This is a genomic window from uncultured Desulfosarcina sp. (assembly GCF_963664155.2).
Lineage (GTDB): Bacteria > Desulfobacterota > Desulfobacteria > Desulfobacterales > Desulfosarcinaceae > Desulfosarcina.
In genome coordinates this window covers 2055380-2076754 of the sequence record NZ_CAXXXH010000001.1, presented here as the reverse complement: position 1 = coordinate 2076754, position 21375 = coordinate 2055380, and the positions used below count along the sequence as shown (strand labels likewise).

Genomic DNA, 21375 nt, shown 5'->3' with positions numbered 1-21375 from the left:
GCAATTGAAGGTTGCCTAAATTAAGTGGCTTGGATGGGAGAACCTCTACACTCCCATTCAAGTCGCATCTACTGTTGTCTTTTGAGAGGGACATCATGGGATTTCTGAAATACTTCATCAAATCGATAGACACGACCAATGCGTGGATTGGAAGGCTCGCGCATAATTTGCTCTTTGTAATCTTTAGCCTGTTGTTGGTGGAGGTATTCCGAAGATATCTGTTCAATGCTCCAACGACATGGGCTAATGAACTTGTCCAGTTGATTTTCGGGGCTTACGCCATCCTTACGGGAGGAGAGGTGCTTCGCATCAACGGTCATGTAAACGTGGATATCCTTTATGCTAAATTTCCACCTAAAACCCGGGCCGCCTGCGACATCGTCACATCGATCATGTTTTTTCTGTTTGCAGGAATGTTCATTTGGATGGGATGGGAAATGGCATGGGAATCCCTGTCCCGCTTCGAGACATCCGAGTCAGCGTGGAATCCTCCAATTTGGCCGTTCAAGATGATGATTCCCATCGGAGGTGCGCTCTTATTTTTGCAGGGCGTGAGTAAACTTATTCAGAATCTTTATATTCTTCTTGGGATCCGGATAGAAGCAAAGACAGAGGTTCAAGGAGGGCATCCGGTATGAGTGTTACCATGTTGTCCATATTATTTTTCGGCGCGGTTCTTATTTGCTTGTTAATGGGCCTTCCGCTCTCATTTTCCCTGGGTGGCGTGTCAATTATCTTCCTGTACTTTACCTGGGGGCCGGAGTCTTTCTATATGCAGGTCGCCCTTACCTGGGGGAACATGAATAAATTTACCCTCGTTGCCATCCCCATGTTTATTTTCATGGCCATGATAATGGAACAGGCGGGAATGGCCAATGCCCTGTACGATGCGATGTATTTATGGTTTGGGGGCCTCGGAGGAGGACTTGCCGTCGGTACATGTGTGATCTGCGCCATTTTTGGGGCTATGTGCGGAGTCAGCGGTGCGGCGGTAGTTACTATGGGAACTATTGCGCTTCCCTCCATGCTTAAATACAAATACGATAAAAGCTTGGCCTTGGGGTGCATTAATGCCGGAGGCAGTTGGGGAATACTTATCCCGCCCAGTGTTACCATGATCCTCTACTGTCTGCTTACCGGAGAATCAGTAGGTAAGATGTTTGCCGCCGGTGTTATGCCTGGTCTACTGTGCCTTGTTATGGTGTCGAGTTATATTCTTATAAGATGTTTCTTCAATCCTTCTCTGGGACCGCCCATTCCAGAAGAGGAACGAGGCAACTGGAAGCAAAAAATTATTTCGCTTAAATCGGTTATTTTGCCGATTATCGTTGTGCTCATGGTTTTAGGTTCCATCATGGGAGGCGTCACCACCCCGACGGAGGCCGCGGCAATGGGGATATTAGGCTCCCTTATATCGGCCAAGGTGTATGGGCAGTTGAAATGGCCCGTTGTCAAGGAGGCTTCTATAAAGACATTACGGGTGTCAAGTATGATCATGTGGATCATTTTTGGCGCCTACAGCTTCAGTTCTGCCTATGATTCCATGGGTGCAGCCGAATTAATGAAAGAACTGATGATACACATTCCTGGCGGTCGCTGGGGAGCCATTATTTTCATGCAAGCTATTCTTCTGTTTCTAGGTATGCTACTCGACCCCGCAGGAATCATGATGATTTGTCTTCCCGTATTTCTGCCAGTCGTTGAATATTACAAATTTGATACTTTATGGTTCGGTATTCTGTTCGTCATGAACATGGAACTCGGTTACATGACCCCGCCGTTTGGCTTCAATCTGTTTTACCTTAAAGGGATCGTTCCAAGAGGGATAACCATGGCCGATATCTACCGCTCGGTGATCGGATACGCCGCTGTCCAACTGGCGGCCCTTATAGTCATAATGATATTCCCCGATATTGCCACCTGGCTGGCTTACAAACTGCTGGGAGGCCCTTCATAACAAACCATAATACAGCACAAGCCGTTTTCATCCTGAATCCCCGGTTTATGAATGTTCGTGGCAAGATCTTGAGCCGGGAATTCCAAGATAAATTTGAAGATTGAATGAGAATGAAGACACTCAACGTCATGTGAGCAAATCAACTAGAAGTGTACCATATTTCCTTTAATTTGCAAAGGAGCTACCAGATGATCTGGTGAGAGAGATCTGAATAAAAATTGGGAGGCAGTTTTCGCCGAAACGCGGTATTTGAAATGATAACCGATTTTTCTCTTTGTATGCAAAAATAAATTTTCTGAAAATATTTTTCTCTTGAGACTTTGTATAGATGATTTATATTGCTTACATCAACAAACCAATTGAATTTATGAAGGATTGTGATGAGGGGCAGCCAAAAAAGGCAAGAATTCTTGTTCAGTTATGTATTTCTGGAATAACGCTATCAAGATAACCAACCGTTTGTGAAATCAAAAAGATGGTCGATCAAGCATTTGAGCAGATGCATGGGTATTTTTCGGATCTATATTCCCATACCAGAAGGCTATCCATTCCCCCGGAGCATCTGCTCAGAGCTTCTTTACTTCAGGTGTTCTATAATTCCGCAGCGAACGATTGTTGATGGAACAGCTTGATTACAACCTGCTCTACCGTCGGTTTGTCGGTCTTTTCATGGATGACGCGGTTTGGGATCATTCCGTGTTTTCCAAAAATCGGGATCGGCTGCTCAATACGCAAATGGCATCGGTTTTCTTCAGTTCCATCCGGGATCAGGCCAAAAAGAAAAACCTGATCAGCGATGAGCATTTCACCGTGGATGGTACCTTGCTGGAAGCCTGGGCCTCGATGAAAAGCTTTCGGCCAAAGGATTCTGACGACAACTCCGATGATGATCCGGGACGTAACCCGACCGTTGACTGTCGCGGCCAGAAAGAACCAATGGTACGCATGGTTCCACCACCGACCCGGATGCCCGGTTATACAAAAAGGCCAAAGGGCAACAATCCAGGCTGTGCTACATGGGCCATGCGCTGATGGAAAACCGCAACGGCCTTGTGGTTGATACCCGCTGTAACGGTGGCCGGCGAAACGTCTGAGCGCGATGCTACCCTGGATATGATCGAACACGTTCCCGGTTGCCATCGGATCACCGTCGGTGCCGACAAGGGCTACGATACAGCTGACTTCGCTGATAAGTGCCTTGGACGCAAAGCGACAGGCCCATGTCGCACAGAAGAAAAAGGGATCAGCATTGATTGCCGAACCACCCGTTACGAGGGATACCGCCTCAACTTGAGAATTCTAAAATGGGTGGAGGAGGTTTTCGGATGGCTAAAGACCATCGGTTGTCTTGGCAAACTGCATCATCGGGGCAGAGAGCGGGTCGATGCAATCTTTACCTTAGCAACAACCGCCCACAACCTGATCCGGATACGGAACCTGATGGAAACAAGCTAAATGCGATGGATAATGGCGGCCATATCTCATTGGATTGGCCTGAAAACAGGCAAAAACATCAAGCTTAACGGGTTGTCTGAACCGAAAAAAGATTCGATTTCTTTTGTAAAACAGCGTCTTCCCGTATTTTGGAATAAAAAAAGAGTAACTCACTTCAATTTCTCAACAGCTAAATAGTGCCCATCTATGACCAATTTGATACAAAACCAAACGTCAAAGAAAATTAAAGGAGGAAATAAATGCCGGGCAGATTATCAAACAAAGTTGCTTTAATTACCGGTGCTAGCAGAGGCATTGGAAAGGCGATAGCGCTTAAGTTCGCACAAGAGGGAGCAGATGTCATTATTACGGCGCGAAAGAAGAATGACATCGATACAACAATTGACAAAATTCGTAAAATAGGATCTCGAGGAATTGGAATAGAAATCGATTTGGGTGATAAAGAGTCGATTGCATCTGTTGTAAATACTGTTCAATCATCCTTTTCATCACTCCATATCCTTGTAAATAATGTCGGAATTGGAAGCAGTCAAAATCCAAAGTCCATTGAGGATTATGACGATGATTTTTGGGAAAGAAGTATTTATCTCAATCTCACCGTACCCTATCTTCTAACGAAGGCATTTTCTCCGATGATGATTGCTCAGAAATATGGTCGTATCATCAATATTTCATCCTCTGCAGGTAAGAAAGGCTTTTCTTATGCATCCGCTTATTGCGCTTCAAAACATGGACTGATTGGACTTACCAAAGCAACCGCCCTTGATCTTGCCAAAACCGGTGTTACCGTCAATTCGATTTGCCCGGGCCCCATCCGTACAGAAATGTTGCAAGCGCGATTAAAAATTGAAGCTGAGAAAGAAGGAAAGACCATACACGATCTTGAATCTTCACGCACCCCAATGGGTCGAATATTGGAACCGGAAGAAGTCGCTCAATTGGCTCTGTTTCTATCATCTGAGGAATCTTCGGGTATGACCGGCCAAGCAGTTAACGTCTCAGCCGGATCGGTTATGCATTGAGCGGATAAATGAATATAAAACAAGCCTCTATAGATATCCCGAAACCTAAAACATTCTACGGTTGGTTCATCGCCCTCGCCGGATTTATGCTTCTTTTTTGTTTTGCGGGCTCCGGGTTTTATTCTTTTGGTGTATTCATCAAACCCCTTGAGGTCGAGTTTGGATGGAGCCGATCGGCAATTACTTTTACCATCTCCATTTACCTTATGGTTCTGGGATTGGCCGCGCCGGTCGCCGGTCGACTGGTTCAGACCATCGGTCCCCGAAAAGTGATGTGCATTGGGGCGATAGGTGCCGGTGCATGCTTTTTCATGATCAGTTTCACCCGTAATCTGTTTTTTTTCTATGTATTATACGCCTTGTTGGCATTAAACATGATCGGAATCGGTTATATCCCTGTCAGTACCTTGATTGCCAATTGGTTCTACCGGCGCAGGGGTACCGCCATTGGATTTGTATATATGGGAATATCCGCGGGAGGGATGATATTCGCCCCAGTGATCGGTCAGATAAACATGATTTTAGGATGGCGTCATGCATTCGTATTCCTCGGCTTGCTTGTATGGTTTCTTGCCGTGCCGATAGTGATTATAGTTATTAAAGAAAGTCCATATGACTGCGGATTACTACCGTATGGAGACATGCCTGCAGTTGAAGATGAACCACCATCATCTGCCCATGGGAATCAAAAACCAGTCTGTATTTCTGATAGCAGCCGGTCCTTGAAGGAATCACTATCAACAAAGGCTTTCAAGTGGATTGTCGTCACTTTTTTTCTGGGCGCCACGGCCCAAATGGCGGTTCTGCAGCATCAGGTAGTCCTCATGTCTGGCAAAGGGATTTCGTATGGAACCGCCTCAACTGCCCTGGGAATAACCTCCGGTATGGGAGGATTGGGGAAATTCTGTTTTGGGTGGCTGACCGAATCACTACCATTCAGATGGGTTGTGGTGCTCTGTTATACGCTGCAGGCCATCGGTATTATGATCCTTTTAAATCTTAATACCCCATCGCTGATATGGTTCTATGCGGTAATTTTCGGTTTCGGTATGGGGGGGGTGCTTGTGTTACAGCCATTAATTGTCGGGCAGTTCTTCGGTCTGACGTCATTTAGTATGCTTCTTGGGATTATCACGTTGGGGCAGTCATTCGGAGCCGCAATCGGCGCCTTCAGCGCCGGATTATTATATGACCACTTCGGCAATTACCACCACGCAATGATCACGTTTCTTATTATCTACGCGATGGCCATCTGTTCCATTTTTATGGCAGGAAAGCCTAAACCATTAACACCACAATAACGACGTTCACAATTATCGAGGAGAAACATACCATGCTGTTTCCAGACTATCGTCCCAGAAGAATGCGCCAGAATGAGGCGTTCCGCAAAATGATCCGGGAGACCGTTCTTGCGGTCAACGACCTGATTCTGCCCCTGTTCGTCATTGACGGCAAAGGAATTAAAAACCCAATCGATGCCATGCCGGGCCACTATCAGCTTTCTATCGACAACCTGGTCAGGGTAGCCAAAACGGCTATAGATCTGGGCATCCCTGCCGTTATCCTTTTTGGCATCCCTGCCAAAAAGGACCCTCTGGGCACGCAAGCCTACGCAAGGGACGGCATTGTTCAGCGCGCCGTCAAGGCACTGAAGGACAAACTTCCGGAACTGGCGGTGATTACCGATGTTTGCCTGTGTGAATTCACCAACCACGGTCATTGCGGTTTTGTGGATGGCCATCGGGTGGATAACGACGCCTCGCTGGACCTTTTGGCCAAAGCCGCCCTTTCGCATGCCCAGGCTGGGGCGGATATGGTGGCACCGTCGGACATGATGGACGGTCGGGTGGCGAAAATCCGTGGGATTCTGGACGAGAACGATTTTTCACAGGTCCCCATCATGTCCTATGCCGCCAAATACTGTTCAGCCTACTACGGTCCGTTCCGGGAAGCCGTCCAGAGTGTTCCGAAATTCGGGGACAGGTGGACCTATCAGATGGACCCGGCCAACGCCCGTGAGGCCATTCGCGAAGCCACCATGGATGTGAAGGAAGGCGCCGATATCATCATGGTCAAACCCGCTTTGGCGTATCTGGACATCATCTGCCGGATCCGCGACGAAGTAAACCTGCCCGTGGCGGCATATAATGTCAGCGGCGAGTTTTCCATGATCAAGGCAGCTTCAAAGATGGGCTGGATCGACGGTCAGAAGGTGATGATGGAAACTCTGACCGCCGTCAAACGGGCCGGTGCCGACATGATCCTGACCTACTTTGCCATGGACGCCGCAGCCCTGTTCAACACATGATGTTGATTGCATTTTCTATTTTATGTTCGTACCAGCCAACTTTTTCTGAGGTGTGACTGCTTCTGTCACAACCCGGCGGTATGATGGCCTTCAATTCTCTGAAAAAGAGGCTGTAGATGGACCAATTCATGATTACCGAGGGCTTTTCCAGAAACTATGCCACTTTTGATGCACACTTTAACAACGAAACAGCTTGCCAGGCATATCTTTTAAACCTGCGCTGACCCAATGACTTCATATGCACCCAGTGCAAGGAAGACCTGCTAGAATATTCAAGCGTTTTGAGGGTTCCCTTAATGGATGTGAAGAATGGTGCCTTTCTTACAGTTGTTGATGGAATGATTTTTAAAAATTTGTACATTGAGGTGTTCATGGGAATCCCACAGCGAAAAGAGCGAGAAAAAGACAGGCGGCGTCAGCAGATTATGATTGCGGCCAGGCGGGTGATTTTAGAAAAGGGGTACAGCTGTGCAACGATGGAGGATATCGCCAGGGAAGCAGAATTGAGCGCCGGAACCCTTTACCTTTATTTCAAAAATAAAGAAGAGCTGTACGCCTCACTTTCGATAAGGATCCTGCAGTATCTGATGCTCCGACTGGAGCACGTAAGCAAAGAGGCGAACACCTCCTCCGAAGAGAGATTGGAGAGTCTTAAAAATGCCCTGCTGGATGTTTACGATTTTGACGCTCCGATTCTTATCAATATGTTTAACCTTCAGTCCAGCGAAACCTTGCACCACATCTCTTTTGAACTGCTGACAGAGATCAAGGACCTGGCCAGGAATATTCTCAATAAAATAGTACGGATCCTGGAGGAAAGCATGAAAGAAGACGCTTTAAGCGATTACCATCCTATCGCCCTGGCCGATATCCTCTGGGGTACCTTTTCCGGGGTAGTTTTAAGAGAAGAAGTTAAAAAGGTCATCAATGGCAGCGAGGATTTTGTCCGTAAAAACTTTGAACTGGCCTTTGACATCTTTATCAGAGGCCTGCAAGCAGCGCAAAATTGATGCCTGGAACACAAACATCTATCGGCACTGGCGATGTTGGATTTGGCGGCCAAACCGTATGGATCGGTATTGGTACTTTATATGGTGATTTGCGGGCCTGTTGGGAAGGAAAAGCAAATATGATGTTGCGGGAAAAGCCATCCTGGCACCTCCTCCATCTCCCGCCGAGGGCTGGGCGCGCCATCTTTTAAACGGCGAGATGGCGTGCCCAGCCCTCTATCTTTTCAATTACCCTTGAACCATCCAAGGCGTTTGAATGGATATAGAATTTTACCGTTAAAAGATCAAGATAATAACCTTATTTCACTAACAACTGGTTATCCTTTACGAACATTGGCGACGATTCAGCGGACCGGAAGATGACGAAGGAAACTGCGACAAGCCTGGAAGAGAAAGTCAGGGAGCAGGAGATCCAGATAGACAGAATCAGCACGACGCTTGAAGTCTTGCTGGAACGCCGGGATAAAGAGAAAGCCGGTATTTACCAGACGATATCCGCCGATATCAAAAAAAATGTGTTTCCTTTTATAGAAAGGATGACAACCGTTCCGCTGAGTTCTATTGCACAAACCTATCTGACTTTAATTAAAAACAACTTGGAAAAGATCGTATCTTTAGATAACGATTTTAAAGCATTATCGGCACATGGCTTTACGCCAACCGAAATGCACATCATTGAACTGATCAAACAGGGAAAGCGAAGCAAGGAAATTGCAGACTTGCTGAACGTGTCAATTGCGACGATATCTTTCCATCGGAATAATATCCGAATCAAACTGGGATTGAATAAAAGAAAAGAAAATCTCTACAGCTACCTGAACTCTTTGAAGAATTAAAAAATCGAAATAAATTTAATTACAAATGTAAATAGCTCATATCGGTTTGTCATAATATCGAAAGATAAATAGCAACTTTGGTGGACAATATTGAAAGGATCTATCATTTCAGTATCCATTTAACGATTTCCTGTGTCGGTTTTCCGATGGCTTGCAGAGTGAATGATGGAAAACCAAATTCGGCAATCAAGGAGAGACAGATTTGAGAAACAAAAATAACCTGGACAAGGTGGTCGAAATGTTAACCGCTAAATCCGAAGAATTGATCGAGCAACATCCGCATTTGAAAAAGCTGCGATCCGAGGTTGACCGGCTGTTGTCCACCGCCCCGGATGAACAGATGCGTCAGGAGATTCTGGATATCATGTTTCAAGCTGGCAGAAATGATCTGCATGCGCAAATGGATCATTTAAATGGATTGCTTGACGCGCTCAACACCAAATAACTACCTTTTCATACAAAAAGGCATCATAAAGAAACAAGTTGGATGTTCAGGTCGTGTCATGAAGCCTTTTACACCATAAACCCATGGTACCCGCAATGGCCAGCTCCCCGGTAATCCTGATCGTCGACGATGAGGTTCGCATGTGCGCCAGCCTGGAGGCGCTGCTTCAAGGCAGGAACTACCAGGTCTCATCGGCGAACTGCGGCCAGGACGCGTTAACCTTGCTAAAAGCAACCCAATTCGATCTGGTCATCCTGGACGTTCATTTGCCGGACATGCTGGGGCATGAAATCCTGAACCGCATCAAGATTAAAAGCCCGGATACCCCGGTCATCTTCATCACCGGGGATACCAATCTCGATTCTGCCCTGTCGGCCTTGCGCAACGGCGCCTATGACTATATCCGCAAACCCTTCGAACCCGATGAACTCATCAAGACCGTTGAAAATGCGCTGGCTCAGGGGTCACTGCTTAGAGAAAAGGAGGCCATCGACAACCAACTGAACCTGTCCGAAGAAAGATATCGGTACCTGGTCCAGAACATTCCCGACATCATCTACACCTTGGACGCCGATGGCAAGTTTACCTTCCTGAGCGAGGCCGTGGAACACCTGCTGGGATCAACGGTCGATGATCTGATCGGCAAACCCTATTCGACGATTGTGTGTGAGGCGGATCGCGAAAAAGCCCACTGGTTTTTCAACGAGAGGCGATCGGGAGACCGCATCTCTTCGGGGCTTGAACTGCGCTTGAAGGTTACCGGCAAAACGCCGTCCCGCGAAGACCGGTTCGTGACTGTCGAGCTCAAGTCCATGGGAATCTATGAGACCGCCATTTTTGATGGAAAGAAACAGCTTGTCGGCACCCATGGGGTTATCCGGGATATCAACGAAAGGAAACGACTCCAGACCCAGCTTCACAGTGCCCAACGAATGGAAGCCCTGGGTACACTCGCCGGCGGCATCGCCCACGATTTCAACAACCTGTTGATGGGCATCCAGGGCCGAGCCACATTGATGTCAATGGATCTGGATGAGTCCCATCCCCATATGGAGCATCTGACTGCCATTGATGAGTACATTCGCAGCGCGAAGGACCTGACCAATCAGTTGCTGGGATTTGCCCGAGGCGGAAAATACGAGGTCAAACCCACCAACATCAACGAACTGGTGCATTCGACCGCCACGATGTTTGGCCGGACAAGAAAAGAGATCACCATCCACGTTGAAACTCATGACGGACCTATTGTGGTGGAAGCAGACCGGAGACAGCTCGAACAGGTGCTGATCAACCTGTTCGTGAATGCCTGGCAGGCGATGCCCGATGGCGGTGAACTGCATCTGGGAACCGAAATTGCCGTATTGGATGATGAATTCTGCATGGCGTATCAACTGGAACCGCGACGTTATGCCCGTGTGTCGGTTACTGATACCGGTATCGGCATGGATACTAAAAACCTGTCGCGAATCTTCGACCCGTTTTTTACGACCAAGGAAAAAAACCGGGGGACCGGTCTGGGGCTGGCTTCAGCCTATGGCATCGTCAAGAATCACGGTGGAGCAATTACGGTCTTCAGCGAAATAGGGCAAGGCTCAACATTTAATATCTACCTGCCGGTGTCTGAAAAAACAGCAGTTCTGGATATTCCGTCAGACGGGAAAATCACCCAAGGTTCCGAAACGGTGCTGCTGGTTGACGATGAAGATATGATTTTAGAGATCGGCCGAGCCCTGCTAGAAAAACTTGGGTATCGTGTCATTACGGCTAATAGTGGCGATGACGCTGTAGAAATCGTCCAACGGATGGGTTCAGCGATAGATCTGGTAATCCTGGACATGGTCATGCCAGGCATGGGTGGGGGTGAGGTGTTCGACCGTATCCATCAGATTTGGCCACAGATGCGGGTGATCCTTTCCAGTGGGTATACCCTCGATGGGCAGGCACAACTGATCATGCAGCGTGGCTGCAACGGGTTTATTCAAAAACCGTTTATTTTGTCGGAACTGTCTCAGAAAATCCGTCAACTATTAGATGGTGACAAATGATCGGACCAAGTTCAGGCATCATCGCAATCGAGTGACTCACGCTTGGCAGTCACGCCGTCATTCGGCAATACCTAAATCCAGCAAGTATATCAGCGGGAGTTGAACGTATTAACAAAATCGAACTGATCCGGGCATTGTGGCACTCCAGTGGACTTTATAAAGCCGATGCTGAAAAAGTGGTCACTGCGTTTTTCGATGCCGTTGCCGGAGCATTGGCAAAAGGTGAAAGGGTCGAAATCCGAGGCTTTTGCACGTTCCATGTAAAACATTATCGATCTTTTATTGGACGAAACCCAAAGACCGGAAAAAAAGTTAAAATCGCACCGAAAAAACTTCCCTTTTTTAAGGTCGCTAAAGAGCTGAAAGAAAGAATGAATCGATAGACATTTTCAGATTGCAAAATCGAGTGCCATGCTAAAAAAGTCATACAGAATTCGATTTCTCAGAACATGTTAACCATGCCAATCGAGGTGAGATATCATCGCTTTAAAAAGGCAATGGAGCTGGTGAACCGTGTTTTTACTGTTCTGTTCCATGTCCCCGAGGGATATTGCTTGTGTCCTGATTGTAAGGCGGTAAGGGCCGTTCATCCTTTTAGCGAAAATAAAACGCAAGATAATTTCGTTAAAAATGCAAATGGCGAAATTTTTTTATTTTCCTATTGCGCCAAATGCAAAGGAGCCGGGTATATCAATCCTCACCATCCAACTATGGATGAGGGTGGGACAAACGACAATTCAGAATATTTGGTTTTGCCAGGCTGCACCAGCGAGTTTACAAACGTTGAGATCGCATCGATCATATTCTATCTGGTATATGACCGACATGCGTATTCGGGGCTGGATATCTCTCTAAACAATAATGACGGCAATGGTTCCAAAGCATCGGTCACGATGGATTTTATATCCTATTTTAATAGATACAAGATGGAAAGAGATCAACGGAAAAAATTCATTAAAAAAAACTTCAATGAGTTACAAACCAGCCTGAAAAGAAGAATCAAAACGTACACGGTTAATAAAAACCGATTTGCCTGCATTCACTGTGATGGTGAACCGTTCGACATTATCCATGAGTGGTCGCTGGACACGATAGTATTATCGATCTGTGGTAATTGCTGCGGTGTCGGAATTCGACAGGGAGAAAAACCGCAAAAGATCAGGAATAAACATATTTTCCCGATTGAAAAGCCTGACTACACTGACAAAGAAGGGATGCTTGATAGCATGTTAAACAATGCATATGTATATCGCCGGTTCCTGGTATTGGAACTTGATCGAATGGTTTATGAGGAAAAATATTTTAATTCAAGGATGTCGGCTAAAAGAGCTGTAAACGTTTAATTTGAAAATCTATAATGGCTATTTAAATCTGATGTCGATCTATACGGATAATCGTCATTGATTCTCGATTAACTATTACCGCGGGTAACACATCACATACACAAGCCATTTCATGTTCTATCACGCTTTTGTGTCATAAAAGAATTCTTACCGTTTCCATTGATAATCGAGGTTTTGATGAACAAGTCCGACCCCATATTCCAGGCCATGACGATAATCAATGAGCATGAAACCCTGATCCCCGGAATTTGTGAATACGATGTTCTTGTTGAGCAGATAACTTCATTAATCGATCAACTGGGTCGGGAAAAGGCATTGGAACAGGTTAGGAAGGCCAAAGCCCTCCTATTGGAGCAGGTTCACCGGGTACGCCATTGAGGTACTGTCGATCATTACTGAAGACCGTTTTTCCTATCGGTGCTACGACCCATCACCTATGATAGCAGGGGAGAATAATAGTTGAAAGAGGAGGACATCACCGAAATAACCGTGCGATGCCTGCAATGTGGCCTGAAGTTCAAACCGTCTGAAAATAATGGGGCGTATTGCCCGAATTGTCGCCTGTTGGAAATCCTTTTAAAAGACGATATGCCTGCACCGGATCGCTTGGGATTTGCATCCGATGTCAACAAAAGGGGCTAATCTGTCCTTGCAGAATCCACATGGAATCCATCATTTCTGTTTGGCGGCATTGAAAAAGATCTGTCCCAACACATACTGACCTTTTCTGTGAGGAGATTAGAAATTTGACTCGAAATCGGATTTGTGAACTTGTGGGGATAAAATATCCCATCATCCAGGCCCCCATGAACTGGGTCAGCGGCGCCGAGCTTGTCGCGGCGGTATCGAATGCCGGTGGTCTTGGTACCCTTGGACCCAATTGCGGTGCCGAAGATATTACCTCGGATGTGGATCTGACCGGCGAAAGAATGCGCGCTCAGATTAAAGAAGTCAGGCGCCTCTGCCTAGCGCTCCCTTTGCCGTGAACATCGTTGTCGGCGTCGGAGAGGAGATGAATTACTCGAAGAAAATCGTCGAGGTAATCATTGAAGAATCGGTACCGGTTGCCATTGTTTCTGTCGGTCGTCCGGATATTTACACCGATACGCTTAAAGCGGCAGGGATTAAAGTTCTGCACGCGATTTCCACACCAAGACACGGTCAGAAAGCCGAAGCTGCCGGTGTCGATGCGGTTATCTGTGAAGGATTTGAAGCCGGCGGTCATAAGGGATTCACCGAGTTGACCACGCTGACCTTGACGCCCATGGTTGCCGATGCCGTTGATGTTCCCGTAATTGCCGGAGGTGGCATTGGCGATGCGCGTGGCGTTCTGGCCGTCATGGCACTGGGTGCGGAAGGTGTCTACATGGGAACTCGGTTTATGGTTACCCGTGAGTCGGATAGCCATTCCCGCGTCAAGCAGGCTATTGCTGAAATCAAGGATGTACGCACCGTCTCGGTGCCCAAGGACTATATGCTTGCAAGGGATCTGATCAATGGTTTTACCAAAGAATATCTAAACATGAGGCAGGCCGGTGCAAGCAACAGCGATCTTAAGGCCTTTCTCAACGGTCACTCCCAGTATCATTCACAGCATCTTGGTTTGGCGGATGAAGCGGAAATATGTTGCGGCCAGGTCGCCGGGCTGATCAATGAAGTGAAAAGCGCCGGCGAAGTGATCAACGAAATTGCAGAAATAATCAATGAGAAATTCGAAGCCCTGCACCAACGGTTGAGTGTTTTCCTATGAGTGCAAATTGTGGAGCCGCCTCCGTCACTTGGATCACAACCTCATGAATTGTTATTTAAACATAGAATGGAACAATTTAGATGAAACTCCTTACCAGTATTGGTGGTTGGCAGGACTGGCGTAACGCGATTCCTTCAACGCAGAGCCTGGGATTGGTCCCCACCATGGGAGCCCTTCATGCGGGGCACCAGTCATTAATAGCCCGCTGTCGACAGGAAAATGATATTTGTACTATCAGCCTGTTTGTTAACCCAACCCAATTCAATGATAAGAACGATCTGACCAACTATCCGAGCACATTTGAGGCGGACCGAAACCTGTGTGAAGCTGAAGGAGTGGATGCCATTTTCTTTCCCGACTACAATGAACTTTATCCTGACGACTATCGTTATCGCGTTTCCGAAAGCGAAGTCAGTCGCATGCTTTGCGGCGCCCATCGTCCCGGTCACTTCGATGGGGTTCTTAGCGTAGTCATGAAGCTGTTGAACCTGGCACGACCGCAGCGGGCGTACTTTGGCGAGAAGGACTGGCAGCAACTCCAGTTGGTCAAGGGGATGGTGGATGCTTTTTTCATGCCCGTGACCATTGTGGGATGTCCCACCGTTCGCGATACAGACCAGCTGGCCTTGAGTTCGCGCAATCTCCGTCTGTCTAAAGTCCACCGCCAGAAAGCCGCCGCCTTCCCAAGGTTATTAACTACCCGGGTGCCGGCCGAAGAAGTGGCCCATTTGCTTGAAGCGGATGGGTTTGAGGTTGATTATGTTCAGGATTTTAAAGGCCGACGCTGCGCGGCGATTCACTGCGGCGAAGTGAGGCTAATCGATAATCTGCCCTTATACGAGAAAGGCGAATGATGATCCTATGTCTTCATATCGGCAATACCCATTTCGTCGGCTTCGTCCACGGTTAGTGCCGGGAGAATTGTCGTTGAAGCATAAAATGAAATCATAGCGGATGGTTACCATGCAGATAGCGATGCTCAAATCCAAACTTCACCGGGCCACGGTCACAGGGTCTGACCTGAATTACGAAGGCTCGATCTCCATCGACACCGAACTCATCGATGCCGCACGCTTTCGGGTAAATGAAAAGGTTGACGTATACAACTGCAATACCGGCGCCCGTTTCTCGACCTATGTGATACCGGGAACCAGAGGCCAGATCTGCCTTAACGGCGCTGCCGCCCGCTTGGTCCAATCCGGCGATCAGGTCATCATCGTCAGTTACGCCCTTGTCGATGAATCCGAAGCCGATGGGCACCGACCCGTTGTGTTGATCTTGGATCCCGAAAACCGAATTAAGGATAGAACAGATGGGCACTGAATGCCAATCTTTTCGAATTCTACCATCATCCTACCGGAAAATTCTAAGATAATAAAAGGGGAACGATGAAGATTGCCATGATTGGCGCAGGCGCCATGGGGAGTCTCTTCGGCGCACTGTTAGCTGAAGCAGGTGAAACCGTCACGCTGTTGGACATAATGAAGGATCATGTGGATGCGATCAACGCCAACGGCCTGATCATCGAGGATGGTGACCGAAGCCGTACGGTGAGAATAAAGGCGACCACGGATCCGGATCAAATCGGCATTGTGGACTTGTCATTTGTATTCGTTAAGTCTACCCATACCGCCGATGTTGTCCGAACAGCAGCTGAACTGTCCGGAAGCGAGGGTTGGGTGCTGACGCTGCAAAACGGTTTTGGAAATATTGAAACACTCTCTGAGAGAATTGATCCATTGCGGATAGTCGCCGGTACGACTTCCCACGGCGCCACGTTATTGGCGCCAGGGAAGATTCGTCATGCCGGAATCGGTGAAACGGTTATTGGCCCCTGGAAAAAATCAATCATGCTCGGCGCAAAAATTATTGCCGAACGATTCAATCAGGCCGGTATTATCACCCGGACGGTTGCCGATGTCCAAAGTATGCTGTGGTGCAAACTGTTTACCAATGTGGGAATCAACGCCATTACCGCCTTGACTGGCATCAGCAACGGGCAGTTGCTGGATCTTGAGCAGACCCGGCAGATTTCACGTGAGGCGGTCGACGAAGCTGTGTCGGTCGCTCGCGCCATGGGCATAACGATCCAAGAGGATCCGGTGGAGAAGATGTTTCAGGTGGCAACAACTACTGCGCATAATCGTTCATCCATGGGCCAGGATGTAAAGCAGCGAAGGCGCACTGAAATTCATGCTCTCAATGGATTTATCGTTCGCATGGCCCAGCAACTAGGTGTTGCGGTCCCAGTCAACCGCACCCTGACATCACTCATAGAAACCCTTGAGGTCCACTACTGATCCGGCTAATTCATGTTTAATAACGACAACACATTCGTTTATTAAAAAGAGAGTACGAAACTCGCGTGTCCAAGGATTTATGGCGTTTCAGCGGGAAGGTAGGTAAAAATGGATGAGATTCTATACCATTTTGGTCGCCATTTTAGGAGGTAATCGATGATTGATTCCAAAGTAGGTATTTTGGATATCCTGCAAGCAAAGAAAGAAGGCCGCAAACTGGTTATGGTCACTGCCTATGACTATCCATTCGGATCGATGGCCGATGAGGCTGGGGTAGACATGGTTCTGGTGGGTGATTCTTTGGCAATGGTGGTGTTGGGATTGAACAGCACGGTCCAGGTAACCCTGGAAATGATTATCCATCATATCAAAGCAGTAAGGCGTGGCTGCAAACGGCCGTTGGTGGTAGGCGACATGCCATTTATGTCATATAACACGGGCATTCGAGACGCGATCATCAATGCCGGTCGATTGATGAAAGAGGGCGGCTGCGACGCGATCAAACTGGAAGGCGGCGTGGATTTTGCGTTGGTGGTGGAAGCTATCGTCAAAGCAGGAATACCCGTTCAGGGACACATTGGTCTGACTCCCCAAACCGCCGGAGCTCTGGGCGGATTCAAGATGCAGGGCAAAGACGCTGCAGCTGCTCGGAAGATCATTGACGATGCCAAGGCTTTGGAAGCGGCCGGCGCTTTTTCCATAGTTGTCGAAGCGGTACCTGCGCCCTTGGGTCGACTCATAGCCGGATCGGTGGCCGTACCTGTGATTGGAATCGGCGCCGGTGTGGATGTTGATGGGCAGGTCCTGGTCACCCATGACATGGTAGGACTTTTTGATCGCTTTGTGCCCAAGTTCGTCAAGCAGTATACAAACATTCGACCCACGATCATCGAAGCCATCAGAACCTACGGGGATGAGGTCCGTTCCTCGGCGTTTCCCACCCTGAAATACAGTTTCGGCATGTCCGATGAAGCCCAGACAGAACTGAGAAGATCCCTTGCAAATCAAGACGGACAGGTTAACGGATGAAATCGTTTGCTTGCCGAATGGTTGGGAGACAGTCCCGTGAAAACTTCAATCTCACCTTGAAAAGGTGACTGGGTCTCGCAATATTCAGCGATATGTTCACAGATCAGGGCCAAATATCGATTGACCGTGTTCCGATTTAGATGGGTTAGCGAGGCTATTGTTGAAGAATTAAGATCGTAAACAAAATAATTAACTGCCTGAATTTGGATTCAGTAATTTTTTAACTCTTAATATATTTGCTTTTCATTATCATGACTGGGATTGGGCGTAATTTGATTACGCGGTCTTAGTCAAGAGCCCAAAATTATTAAAAACAAAAAAAATCTTTTTACGTAGGACCATGGAAAAGTGGACTATGGCATTATCATCCCCATTTATTCGTTGTGCAATTAACGGGTATGGCCGCATCGGGAAGAGTATTTTCCGGGCCTTGTATGAATATCGTAAATGGCCAATTAAAATTGTGGCGATTAATGATTTGGTCGAACCGTCTAAGCTTGTCTATCTGACAAAATATGATTCGACCCATGGACGCTTTCATTTACCAGTCGAACTTCATGGAGAGAGTTTCCACGTAGAAGATGATTGCATTCGTTTGATTCGGCAGGAAGACCCATCACTTTTGCATTGGGGTGAACTCGGAATCGATGTCGTATTCGAGTGCACAGGACGGTATAAAACCCGGGCAGAAGCGGAACTGCATTTGATGTCTGGTGCGACTAAGGTAGTAATTTCCAATCCCGCGGATAACAATGTAGATGCAACCATAGTATACGGTGTTAATCATCATCGATTGTCGGGAAGGGAAAAAATTATTTCAAACGCGTCCTGTACGTCCAATTGCATTGTCCCGGTAATCGTAGTCTTGGAACAGGCTTTTGGAATTATCTGTGGAAATATTACAACGATTCATTCGGCAATGAATGATCAACCGGTAATTGACTCAAATAAGGGAAATCTAAATCTCTGTCGGGCCGCAGGCCCATCTTTGATACCAGTTGATACCCAACTAAATAAGGGAATCCAAAGAATATTACCAGAGTTCACAGGCTGCTTTGAAACGACGTCGATTCGGGCTCCAACGCAAAATGTAACTGCCATAGACATGACTGTTTTGTTGAAAAATAAGGCTTCAATAGTTGATATAAATAACGCATTAAATGAAGCGTCGCAAAGTCAGTTCAATGGCATCATGGATTACTGCGAAATACCACTGGCTTCTATTGATTTCAACCATGACCCCCACTCATGCATTGTCGATGGAACCCAAACTCGGGTTAGCGGAAACAACCTCGCCAAATTATTAGTATGGTGTGATAATGAATGGGGATTTGCGAATCGGATGCTGGACACAACTGTAGCTGCGATGTTGGATATTAAGTAAGCAAGTAAGGTGAAGCAAGGCTATTGCAGATCTCCTGCATGTACCCACCGGAACAATATCAGCAAAAACCCCGTCTGAACAATAAAAAGAAAAACCTGTTCCCCTCAAGGCGTTGTCCTTTTTTATTGGTATCTTTTTATAATGATAGGTTTAACCCTGATATTTTTCTAATATTATTTTAATATCAACTATCATTCTTTTATTCCGATATTGGTTATAACTTAACACTGAATGAGATTTAAAATGTTCAACAATAATATATTTGAATTTGTCCATTAGAATCTGAATTATTGACTCATCATGTTTTTTACAACTTGCGGAGAGGGTGTTGTTGATCTTCGAGTTATTTTTAAAATCGCTTGTAGATAAATAACATTACATAAAACCAATTCCATGCAATCAAGCCAAGAACTGCAACTGGTAATTTTAAGAACTGACAACTGAAAAGAACGGAGGACCGCAATGCTTAACAACATCAAGATCTCTACGAAAATCGGAATCGGATTCGGCATCGTTTTATTCCTGATGCTTATGGTTGGCTATATCGGACTGAACGGAATGACCGGAACGGTCGACCGTGTCGAAAAGGCAGACGATGTCAACCGCATGGTCAAATTTATCCAACAGGCTCGTCAGCATGAGAAGAATTACGTTATCCGCGGAGATCAACAGTATGTTGACAAGGTCTCTGAAGTATTAGCCAGTTTGGTCGAGCAGGTTAACGAGACCAAGGGAAAATTCGACCAACCCGTCAACAAAGAACAGATGGACGAGGTTCTGACCAAGGTTAATGAATATAACGCTGCATTTAGTCAGTATGTGGCGATCGAAAAGGACAAGGCTCTGTTGATGGAACAGATGAGAGCCAGGGCTCGGGATACCATATCAAAACTTGAAGAAATCCGTACGGATCAGAAGAGACAACTGGGAGAGATATTAAAAAATAAAAATTTATCTGAGAACCAAGCCGAGTTCCAGGCAAGCCTCAACGATAAACTTGTCAAAGCGGATGATGCCAACCGGATGATTAAATGGTTCATCGATGTCCGGAAAAATGAAAAAGAGCTGATCCTTTCCGGCGAACAAAAGTATCTGGACGCAATTACGGAACGCATGAAAGAGACCACGGCCCTGGGTGTTGATCTGAAAAAGAGATTTGAGAACCCCAAAAATATCGCTCAAATTAATTTGGCACTGGACTCCCTGTCAGCGTATTATGCAGAATTCAACAAATTTTTCGGCAAGATCGCTGATCAGAAAAAAAGTGACGAGGCAATGGTGGATGCCGCCCGTACTGCTCGAGAGGTGTGTGATACGGCCCGGGCCGATCAGAAATCCAAAATGGAAGCCCAGATCAACCGTGCCCATTCCTTTATCTATTCATTCTGCGGTATCGCCCTGTTAATTGGAGTCATAATTGCGTTGTGGATCGCTTTGACCATCAAAAAATCGATGGCATATGCAGTTGGAATCTCAACGCGGGTGGCCGGTGGCGATCTGACCCAGGAAATTGAGGTCAGCAGCAAGGATGAGATTGGGGAACTGTTGTCGGCCATGAAGCGCATGGTGGACAATTTGCGAAAAATGTTTACCGATATCACCAAGGGCGTAGAGACCCTGGCTTCTTCATCCACCGAGCTTTCGGCGATCTCCCAGCAGATGTCGTCCAACTCCGAACAGTCCGCCGGAAAGTCGGCCAATGTGGCCACCGCCGCCGAAGAAATGTCCGCCAACATGAATTCGGTGTCAGCTGCCGCGGAGCAGGCTTCGCAGAATGTAGGGATCGTGGCTTCAGCCGCAGAGGAAATGAGTTCGACCATCCAGGAAATAGCCCAGAATACGGAAAAAGGACGTTCAATCTCTTCAGACGCCGTCAATCAGACCACCAGCGCCTCCCAGAAGATGGAACAGCTGGGGAAAGCAGCCCAGGCGGTGGGGAAAGTCACCGAGACCATAACGGACATTTCCGAGCAGACCAACCTGCTGGCCCTCAACGCGACCATCGAGGCTGCCCGTGCCGGCGAGGCGGGCAAGGGTTTTGCCGTGGTCGCCAATGAGATAAAAGAATTAGCCAAGCAGACATCCGAGGCTACCCTGCAGATCCGCCAGCAGATCGAAGGCATCCAGGATTCAACGCAGAGCACCGTTTCTGAGATTAAACAGGTGACCGAGATCATCAATGAGGTCAATGACGTCGTCGGCAATATCGCTTCGGCAATCGAAGAGCAGTCCATCGCCACCAAGGAGATTGCCGGCAATGTCGCCCAGGCATCCCAGGGTATTGAAGAGGTAACCCGGAACGTGACTGAAGCCTCAACCGTTTCGGGGGAGATTTCAAAAGATATCGTTGAGGTCAATACCGCTTCCCAAGAGATCGCCAATGCCAGCTCACAGGTCCGAATGAGTGCAGAGGAGTTATCCACGCTCTCCGAACGGTTAAAGGAGATGGTTGAGCAATTCAAGCTGTGATCCGGTCGACCGTTCAAAAGAA

General features: G+C 47.2%; 19 protein-coding genes and 3 pseudogenes. 21 read left to right on the top strand and 1 reads right to left on the bottom strand.

Going from position 1 to position 21375, the window contains the following annotated elements; genetic code table 11:
- The first annotated feature begins 95 nt into the window (after positions 1–95).
- The 19 genes and pseudogenes from ACHZBS_RS09515 to panB all read left to right on the top strand — a co-directional run bounded on the left by ACHZBS_RS09515 (position 96) and on the right by panB (position 17500).
- Positions 96–638, top strand: a complete 543-nt coding sequence (locus ACHZBS_RS09515) for a TRAP transporter small permease subunit (protein ID WP_319406258.1) — start codon at positions 96–98, stop codon at positions 636–638.
- On the top strand, positions 635–1957 hold the full coding sequence (locus ACHZBS_RS09510; RefSeq protein WP_319406257.1) for a TRAP transporter large permease subunit: 1323 nt from the start codon (positions 635–637) through the stop codon (positions 1955–1957). Before ACHZBS_RS09515 ends, ACHZBS_RS09510 begins: the two co-directional genes overlap by 4 nt.
- A 380-nt stretch (positions 1958–2337) precedes the next feature.
- Positions 2338–3412, top strand: a pseudogene (locus ACHZBS_RS09505) (IS5 family transposase).
- 239 nt (positions 3413–3651) lie between these two features.
- Positions 3652–4434, top strand: coding sequence for an SDR family oxidoreductase (locus tag ACHZBS_RS09500; protein ID WP_319406256.1), 783 nt, complete (start codon positions 3652–3654; stop codon positions 4432–4434).
- 8 nt (positions 4435–4442) lie between these two features.
- Positions 4443–5735 (top strand): MFS transporter, encoded by a 1293-nt coding sequence (locus ACHZBS_RS09495; RefSeq protein WP_319406255.1) that lies wholly within the window; start codon positions 4443–4445, stop codon positions 5733–5735.
- Between the two features lie 32 nt (positions 5736–5767).
- Positions 5768–6742 carry a porphobilinogen synthase gene (gene hemB, locus ACHZBS_RS09490; RefSeq protein ID WP_319406254.1) on the top strand — a complete coding sequence of 325 codons (975 nt, stop codon included), beginning with the start codon at positions 5768–5770 and terminating at the stop codon, positions 6740–6742.
- A gap of 371 nt (positions 6743–7113) precedes the next feature.
- Positions 7114–7752 carry a TetR/AcrR family transcriptional regulator gene (locus ACHZBS_RS09485; protein WP_319406253.1) on the top strand — a complete coding sequence of 213 codons (639 nt, stop codon included), beginning with the start codon at positions 7114–7116 and terminating at the stop codon, positions 7750–7752.
- A 359-nt stretch (positions 7753–8111) separates the two neighbouring features.
- Positions 8112–8588, top strand: a complete 477-nt coding sequence (locus ACHZBS_RS09480) for a helix-turn-helix transcriptional regulator (RefSeq protein ID WP_319406252.1) — start codon at positions 8112–8114, stop codon at positions 8586–8588.
- A 202-nt stretch (positions 8589–8790) separates the two neighbouring features.
- Positions 8791–9033: a hypothetical protein gene (locus ACHZBS_RS09475; RefSeq protein ID WP_319406251.1), complete on the top strand. Its 243-nt coding sequence runs from the start codon at positions 8791–8793 to the stop codon at positions 9031–9033.
- 95 nt (positions 9034–9128) lie between these two features.
- Positions 9129–11078 (top strand): response regulator, encoded by a 1950-nt coding sequence (locus ACHZBS_RS09470; protein WP_319406250.1) that lies wholly within the window; start codon positions 9129–9131, stop codon positions 11076–11078.
- Between the two features lie 107 nt (positions 11079–11185).
- On the top strand, positions 11186–11461 hold the full coding sequence (locus ACHZBS_RS09465) for an HU family DNA-binding protein (RefSeq protein ID WP_319409076.1): 276 nt from the start codon (positions 11186–11188) through the stop codon (positions 11459–11461).
- A 75-nt stretch (positions 11462–11536) separates the two neighbouring features.
- Complete coding sequence (locus tag ACHZBS_RS09460) at positions 11537–12421, top strand: hypothetical protein (RefSeq protein WP_319406249.1); 885 nt, start codon at positions 11537–11539, stop codon at positions 12419–12421.
- A 177-nt stretch (positions 12422–12598) separates the two neighbouring features.
- Entirely contained in the window at positions 12599–12799 is a 201-nt protein-coding gene (locus ACHZBS_RS09455) for a hypothetical protein (RefSeq protein WP_319406248.1), read from the top strand.
- 338 nt (positions 12800–13137) lie between these two features.
- Positions 13138–13407 (top strand): annotated as a pseudogene (locus tag ACHZBS_RS09450) (nitronate monooxygenase); the annotation flags it as partial.
- A 26-nt stretch (positions 13408–13433) separates the two neighbouring features.
- On the top strand, positions 13434–14171 hold the full coding sequence (locus ACHZBS_RS09445) for a nitronate monooxygenase family protein (RefSeq protein ID WP_319406247.1): 738 nt from the start codon (positions 13434–13436) through the stop codon (positions 14169–14171).
- Between the two features lie 80 nt (positions 14172–14251).
- Positions 14252–15025, top strand: coding sequence for a pantoate--beta-alanine ligase (gene panC, locus ACHZBS_RS09440; protein WP_319406246.1), 774 nt, complete (start codon positions 14252–14254; stop codon positions 15023–15025).
- Positions 15026–15134: 109 nt separating this feature from the next.
- Complete coding sequence (gene panD / locus ACHZBS_RS09435) at positions 15135–15494, top strand: aspartate 1-decarboxylase (protein ID WP_319406245.1); 360 nt, start codon at positions 15135–15137, stop codon at positions 15492–15494.
- A gap of 65 nt (positions 15495–15559) precedes the next feature.
- Positions 15560–16471: a 2-dehydropantoate 2-reductase gene (locus tag ACHZBS_RS09430; protein ID WP_319406244.1), complete on the top strand. Its 912-nt coding sequence runs from the start codon at positions 15560–15562 to the stop codon at positions 16469–16471.
- Between the two features lie 156 nt (positions 16472–16627).
- On the top strand, positions 16628–17500 hold the full coding sequence (gene panB / locus ACHZBS_RS09425; protein WP_319406243.1) for a 3-methyl-2-oxobutanoate hydroxymethyltransferase: 873 nt from the start codon (positions 16628–16630) through the stop codon (positions 17498–17500).
- Positions 17501–17541: 41 nt separating this feature from the next.
- Here panB and ACHZBS_RS09420 read toward each other — a convergent pair.
- A pseudogene (locus ACHZBS_RS09420) lies at positions 17542–17717 on the bottom strand (IS1595 family transposase); the annotation flags it as partial.
- A 138-nt stretch (positions 17718–17855) separates the two neighbouring features.
- On the opposite strand from ACHZBS_RS09420, the gene ACHZBS_RS09415 reads away from it, so the two are divergent.
- Both ACHZBS_RS09415 and ACHZBS_RS09410 read left to right on the top strand, forming a co-directional pair.
- Positions 17856–18884, top strand: a complete 1029-nt coding sequence (locus ACHZBS_RS09415; protein WP_319406242.1) for a glyceraldehyde 3-phosphate dehydrogenase NAD-binding domain-containing protein — start codon at positions 17856–17858, stop codon at positions 18882–18884.
- Positions 18885–19346: 462 nt separating this feature from the next.
- A complete protein-coding gene (locus tag ACHZBS_RS09410) occupies positions 19347–21353 on the top strand; it encodes a methyl-accepting chemotaxis protein (RefSeq protein WP_319406241.1) in 2007 nt (668 codons plus the stop codon).
- Positions 21354–21375 lie beyond the last annotated feature (22 nt).

What these genes read in the sequence shown, in the direction of transcription:
- ACHZBS_RS09515 (WP_319406258.1), top strand. Translation starts at nt 96, where the DNA reads ATGGGATTTCTGAAATACTTCATCAAATCGATAGACACGACCAATGCG.
- ACHZBS_RS09510 (WP_319406257.1), top strand. Translation starts at nt 635, where the DNA reads ATGAGTGTTACCATGTTGTCCATATTATTTTTCGGCGCGGTTCTTATT.
- ACHZBS_RS09500 (WP_319406256.1), top strand. Translation starts at nt 3,652, where the DNA reads ATGCCGGGCAGATTATCAAACAAAGTTGCTTTAATTACCGGTGCTAGC.
- ACHZBS_RS09495 (WP_319406255.1), top strand. Translation starts at nt 4,443, where the DNA reads ATGAATATAAAACAAGCCTCTATAGATATCCCGAAACCTAAAACATTC.
- hemB (WP_319406254.1), top strand. Translation starts at nt 5,768, where the DNA reads ATGCTGTTTCCAGACTATCGTCCCAGAAGAATGCGCCAGAATGAGGCG.
- ACHZBS_RS09485 (WP_319406253.1), top strand. Translation starts at nt 7,114, where the DNA reads ATGGGAATCCCACAGCGAAAAGAGCGAGAAAAAGACAGGCGGCGTCAG.
- ACHZBS_RS09480 (WP_319406252.1), top strand. Translation starts at nt 8,112, where the DNA reads ATGACGAAGGAAACTGCGACAAGCCTGGAAGAGAAAGTCAGGGAGCAG.
- ACHZBS_RS09470 (WP_319406250.1), top strand. Translation starts at nt 9,129, where the DNA reads ATGGCCAGCTCCCCGGTAATCCTGATCGTCGACGATGAGGTTCGCATG.
- ACHZBS_RS09460 (WP_319406249.1), top strand. Translation starts at nt 11,537, where the DNA reads ATGCCAATCGAGGTGAGATATCATCGCTTTAAAAAGGCAATGGAGCTG.
- ACHZBS_RS09455 (WP_319406248.1), top strand. Translation starts at nt 12,599, where the DNA reads ATGAACAAGTCCGACCCCATATTCCAGGCCATGACGATAATCAATGAG.
- ACHZBS_RS09445 (WP_319406247.1), top strand. Translation starts at nt 13,434, where the DNA reads ATGAATTACTCGAAGAAAATCGTCGAGGTAATCATTGAAGAATCGGTA.
- panC (WP_319406246.1), top strand. Translation starts at nt 14,252, where the DNA reads ATGAAACTCCTTACCAGTATTGGTGGTTGGCAGGACTGGCGTAACGCG.
- panD (WP_319406245.1), top strand. Translation starts at nt 15,135, where the DNA reads ATGCAGATAGCGATGCTCAAATCCAAACTTCACCGGGCCACGGTCACA.
- ACHZBS_RS09430 (WP_319406244.1), top strand. Translation starts at nt 15,560, where the DNA reads ATGAAGATTGCCATGATTGGCGCAGGCGCCATGGGGAGTCTCTTCGGC.
- panB (WP_319406243.1), top strand. Translation starts at nt 16,628, where the DNA reads ATGATTGATTCCAAAGTAGGTATTTTGGATATCCTGCAAGCAAAGAAA.
- ACHZBS_RS09415 (WP_319406242.1), top strand. Translation starts at nt 17,856, where the DNA reads ATGGCATTATCATCCCCATTTATTCGTTGTGCAATTAACGGGTATGGC.
- ACHZBS_RS09410 (WP_319406241.1), top strand. Translation starts at nt 19,347, where the DNA reads ATGCTTAACAACATCAAGATCTCTACGAAAATCGGAATCGGATTCGGC.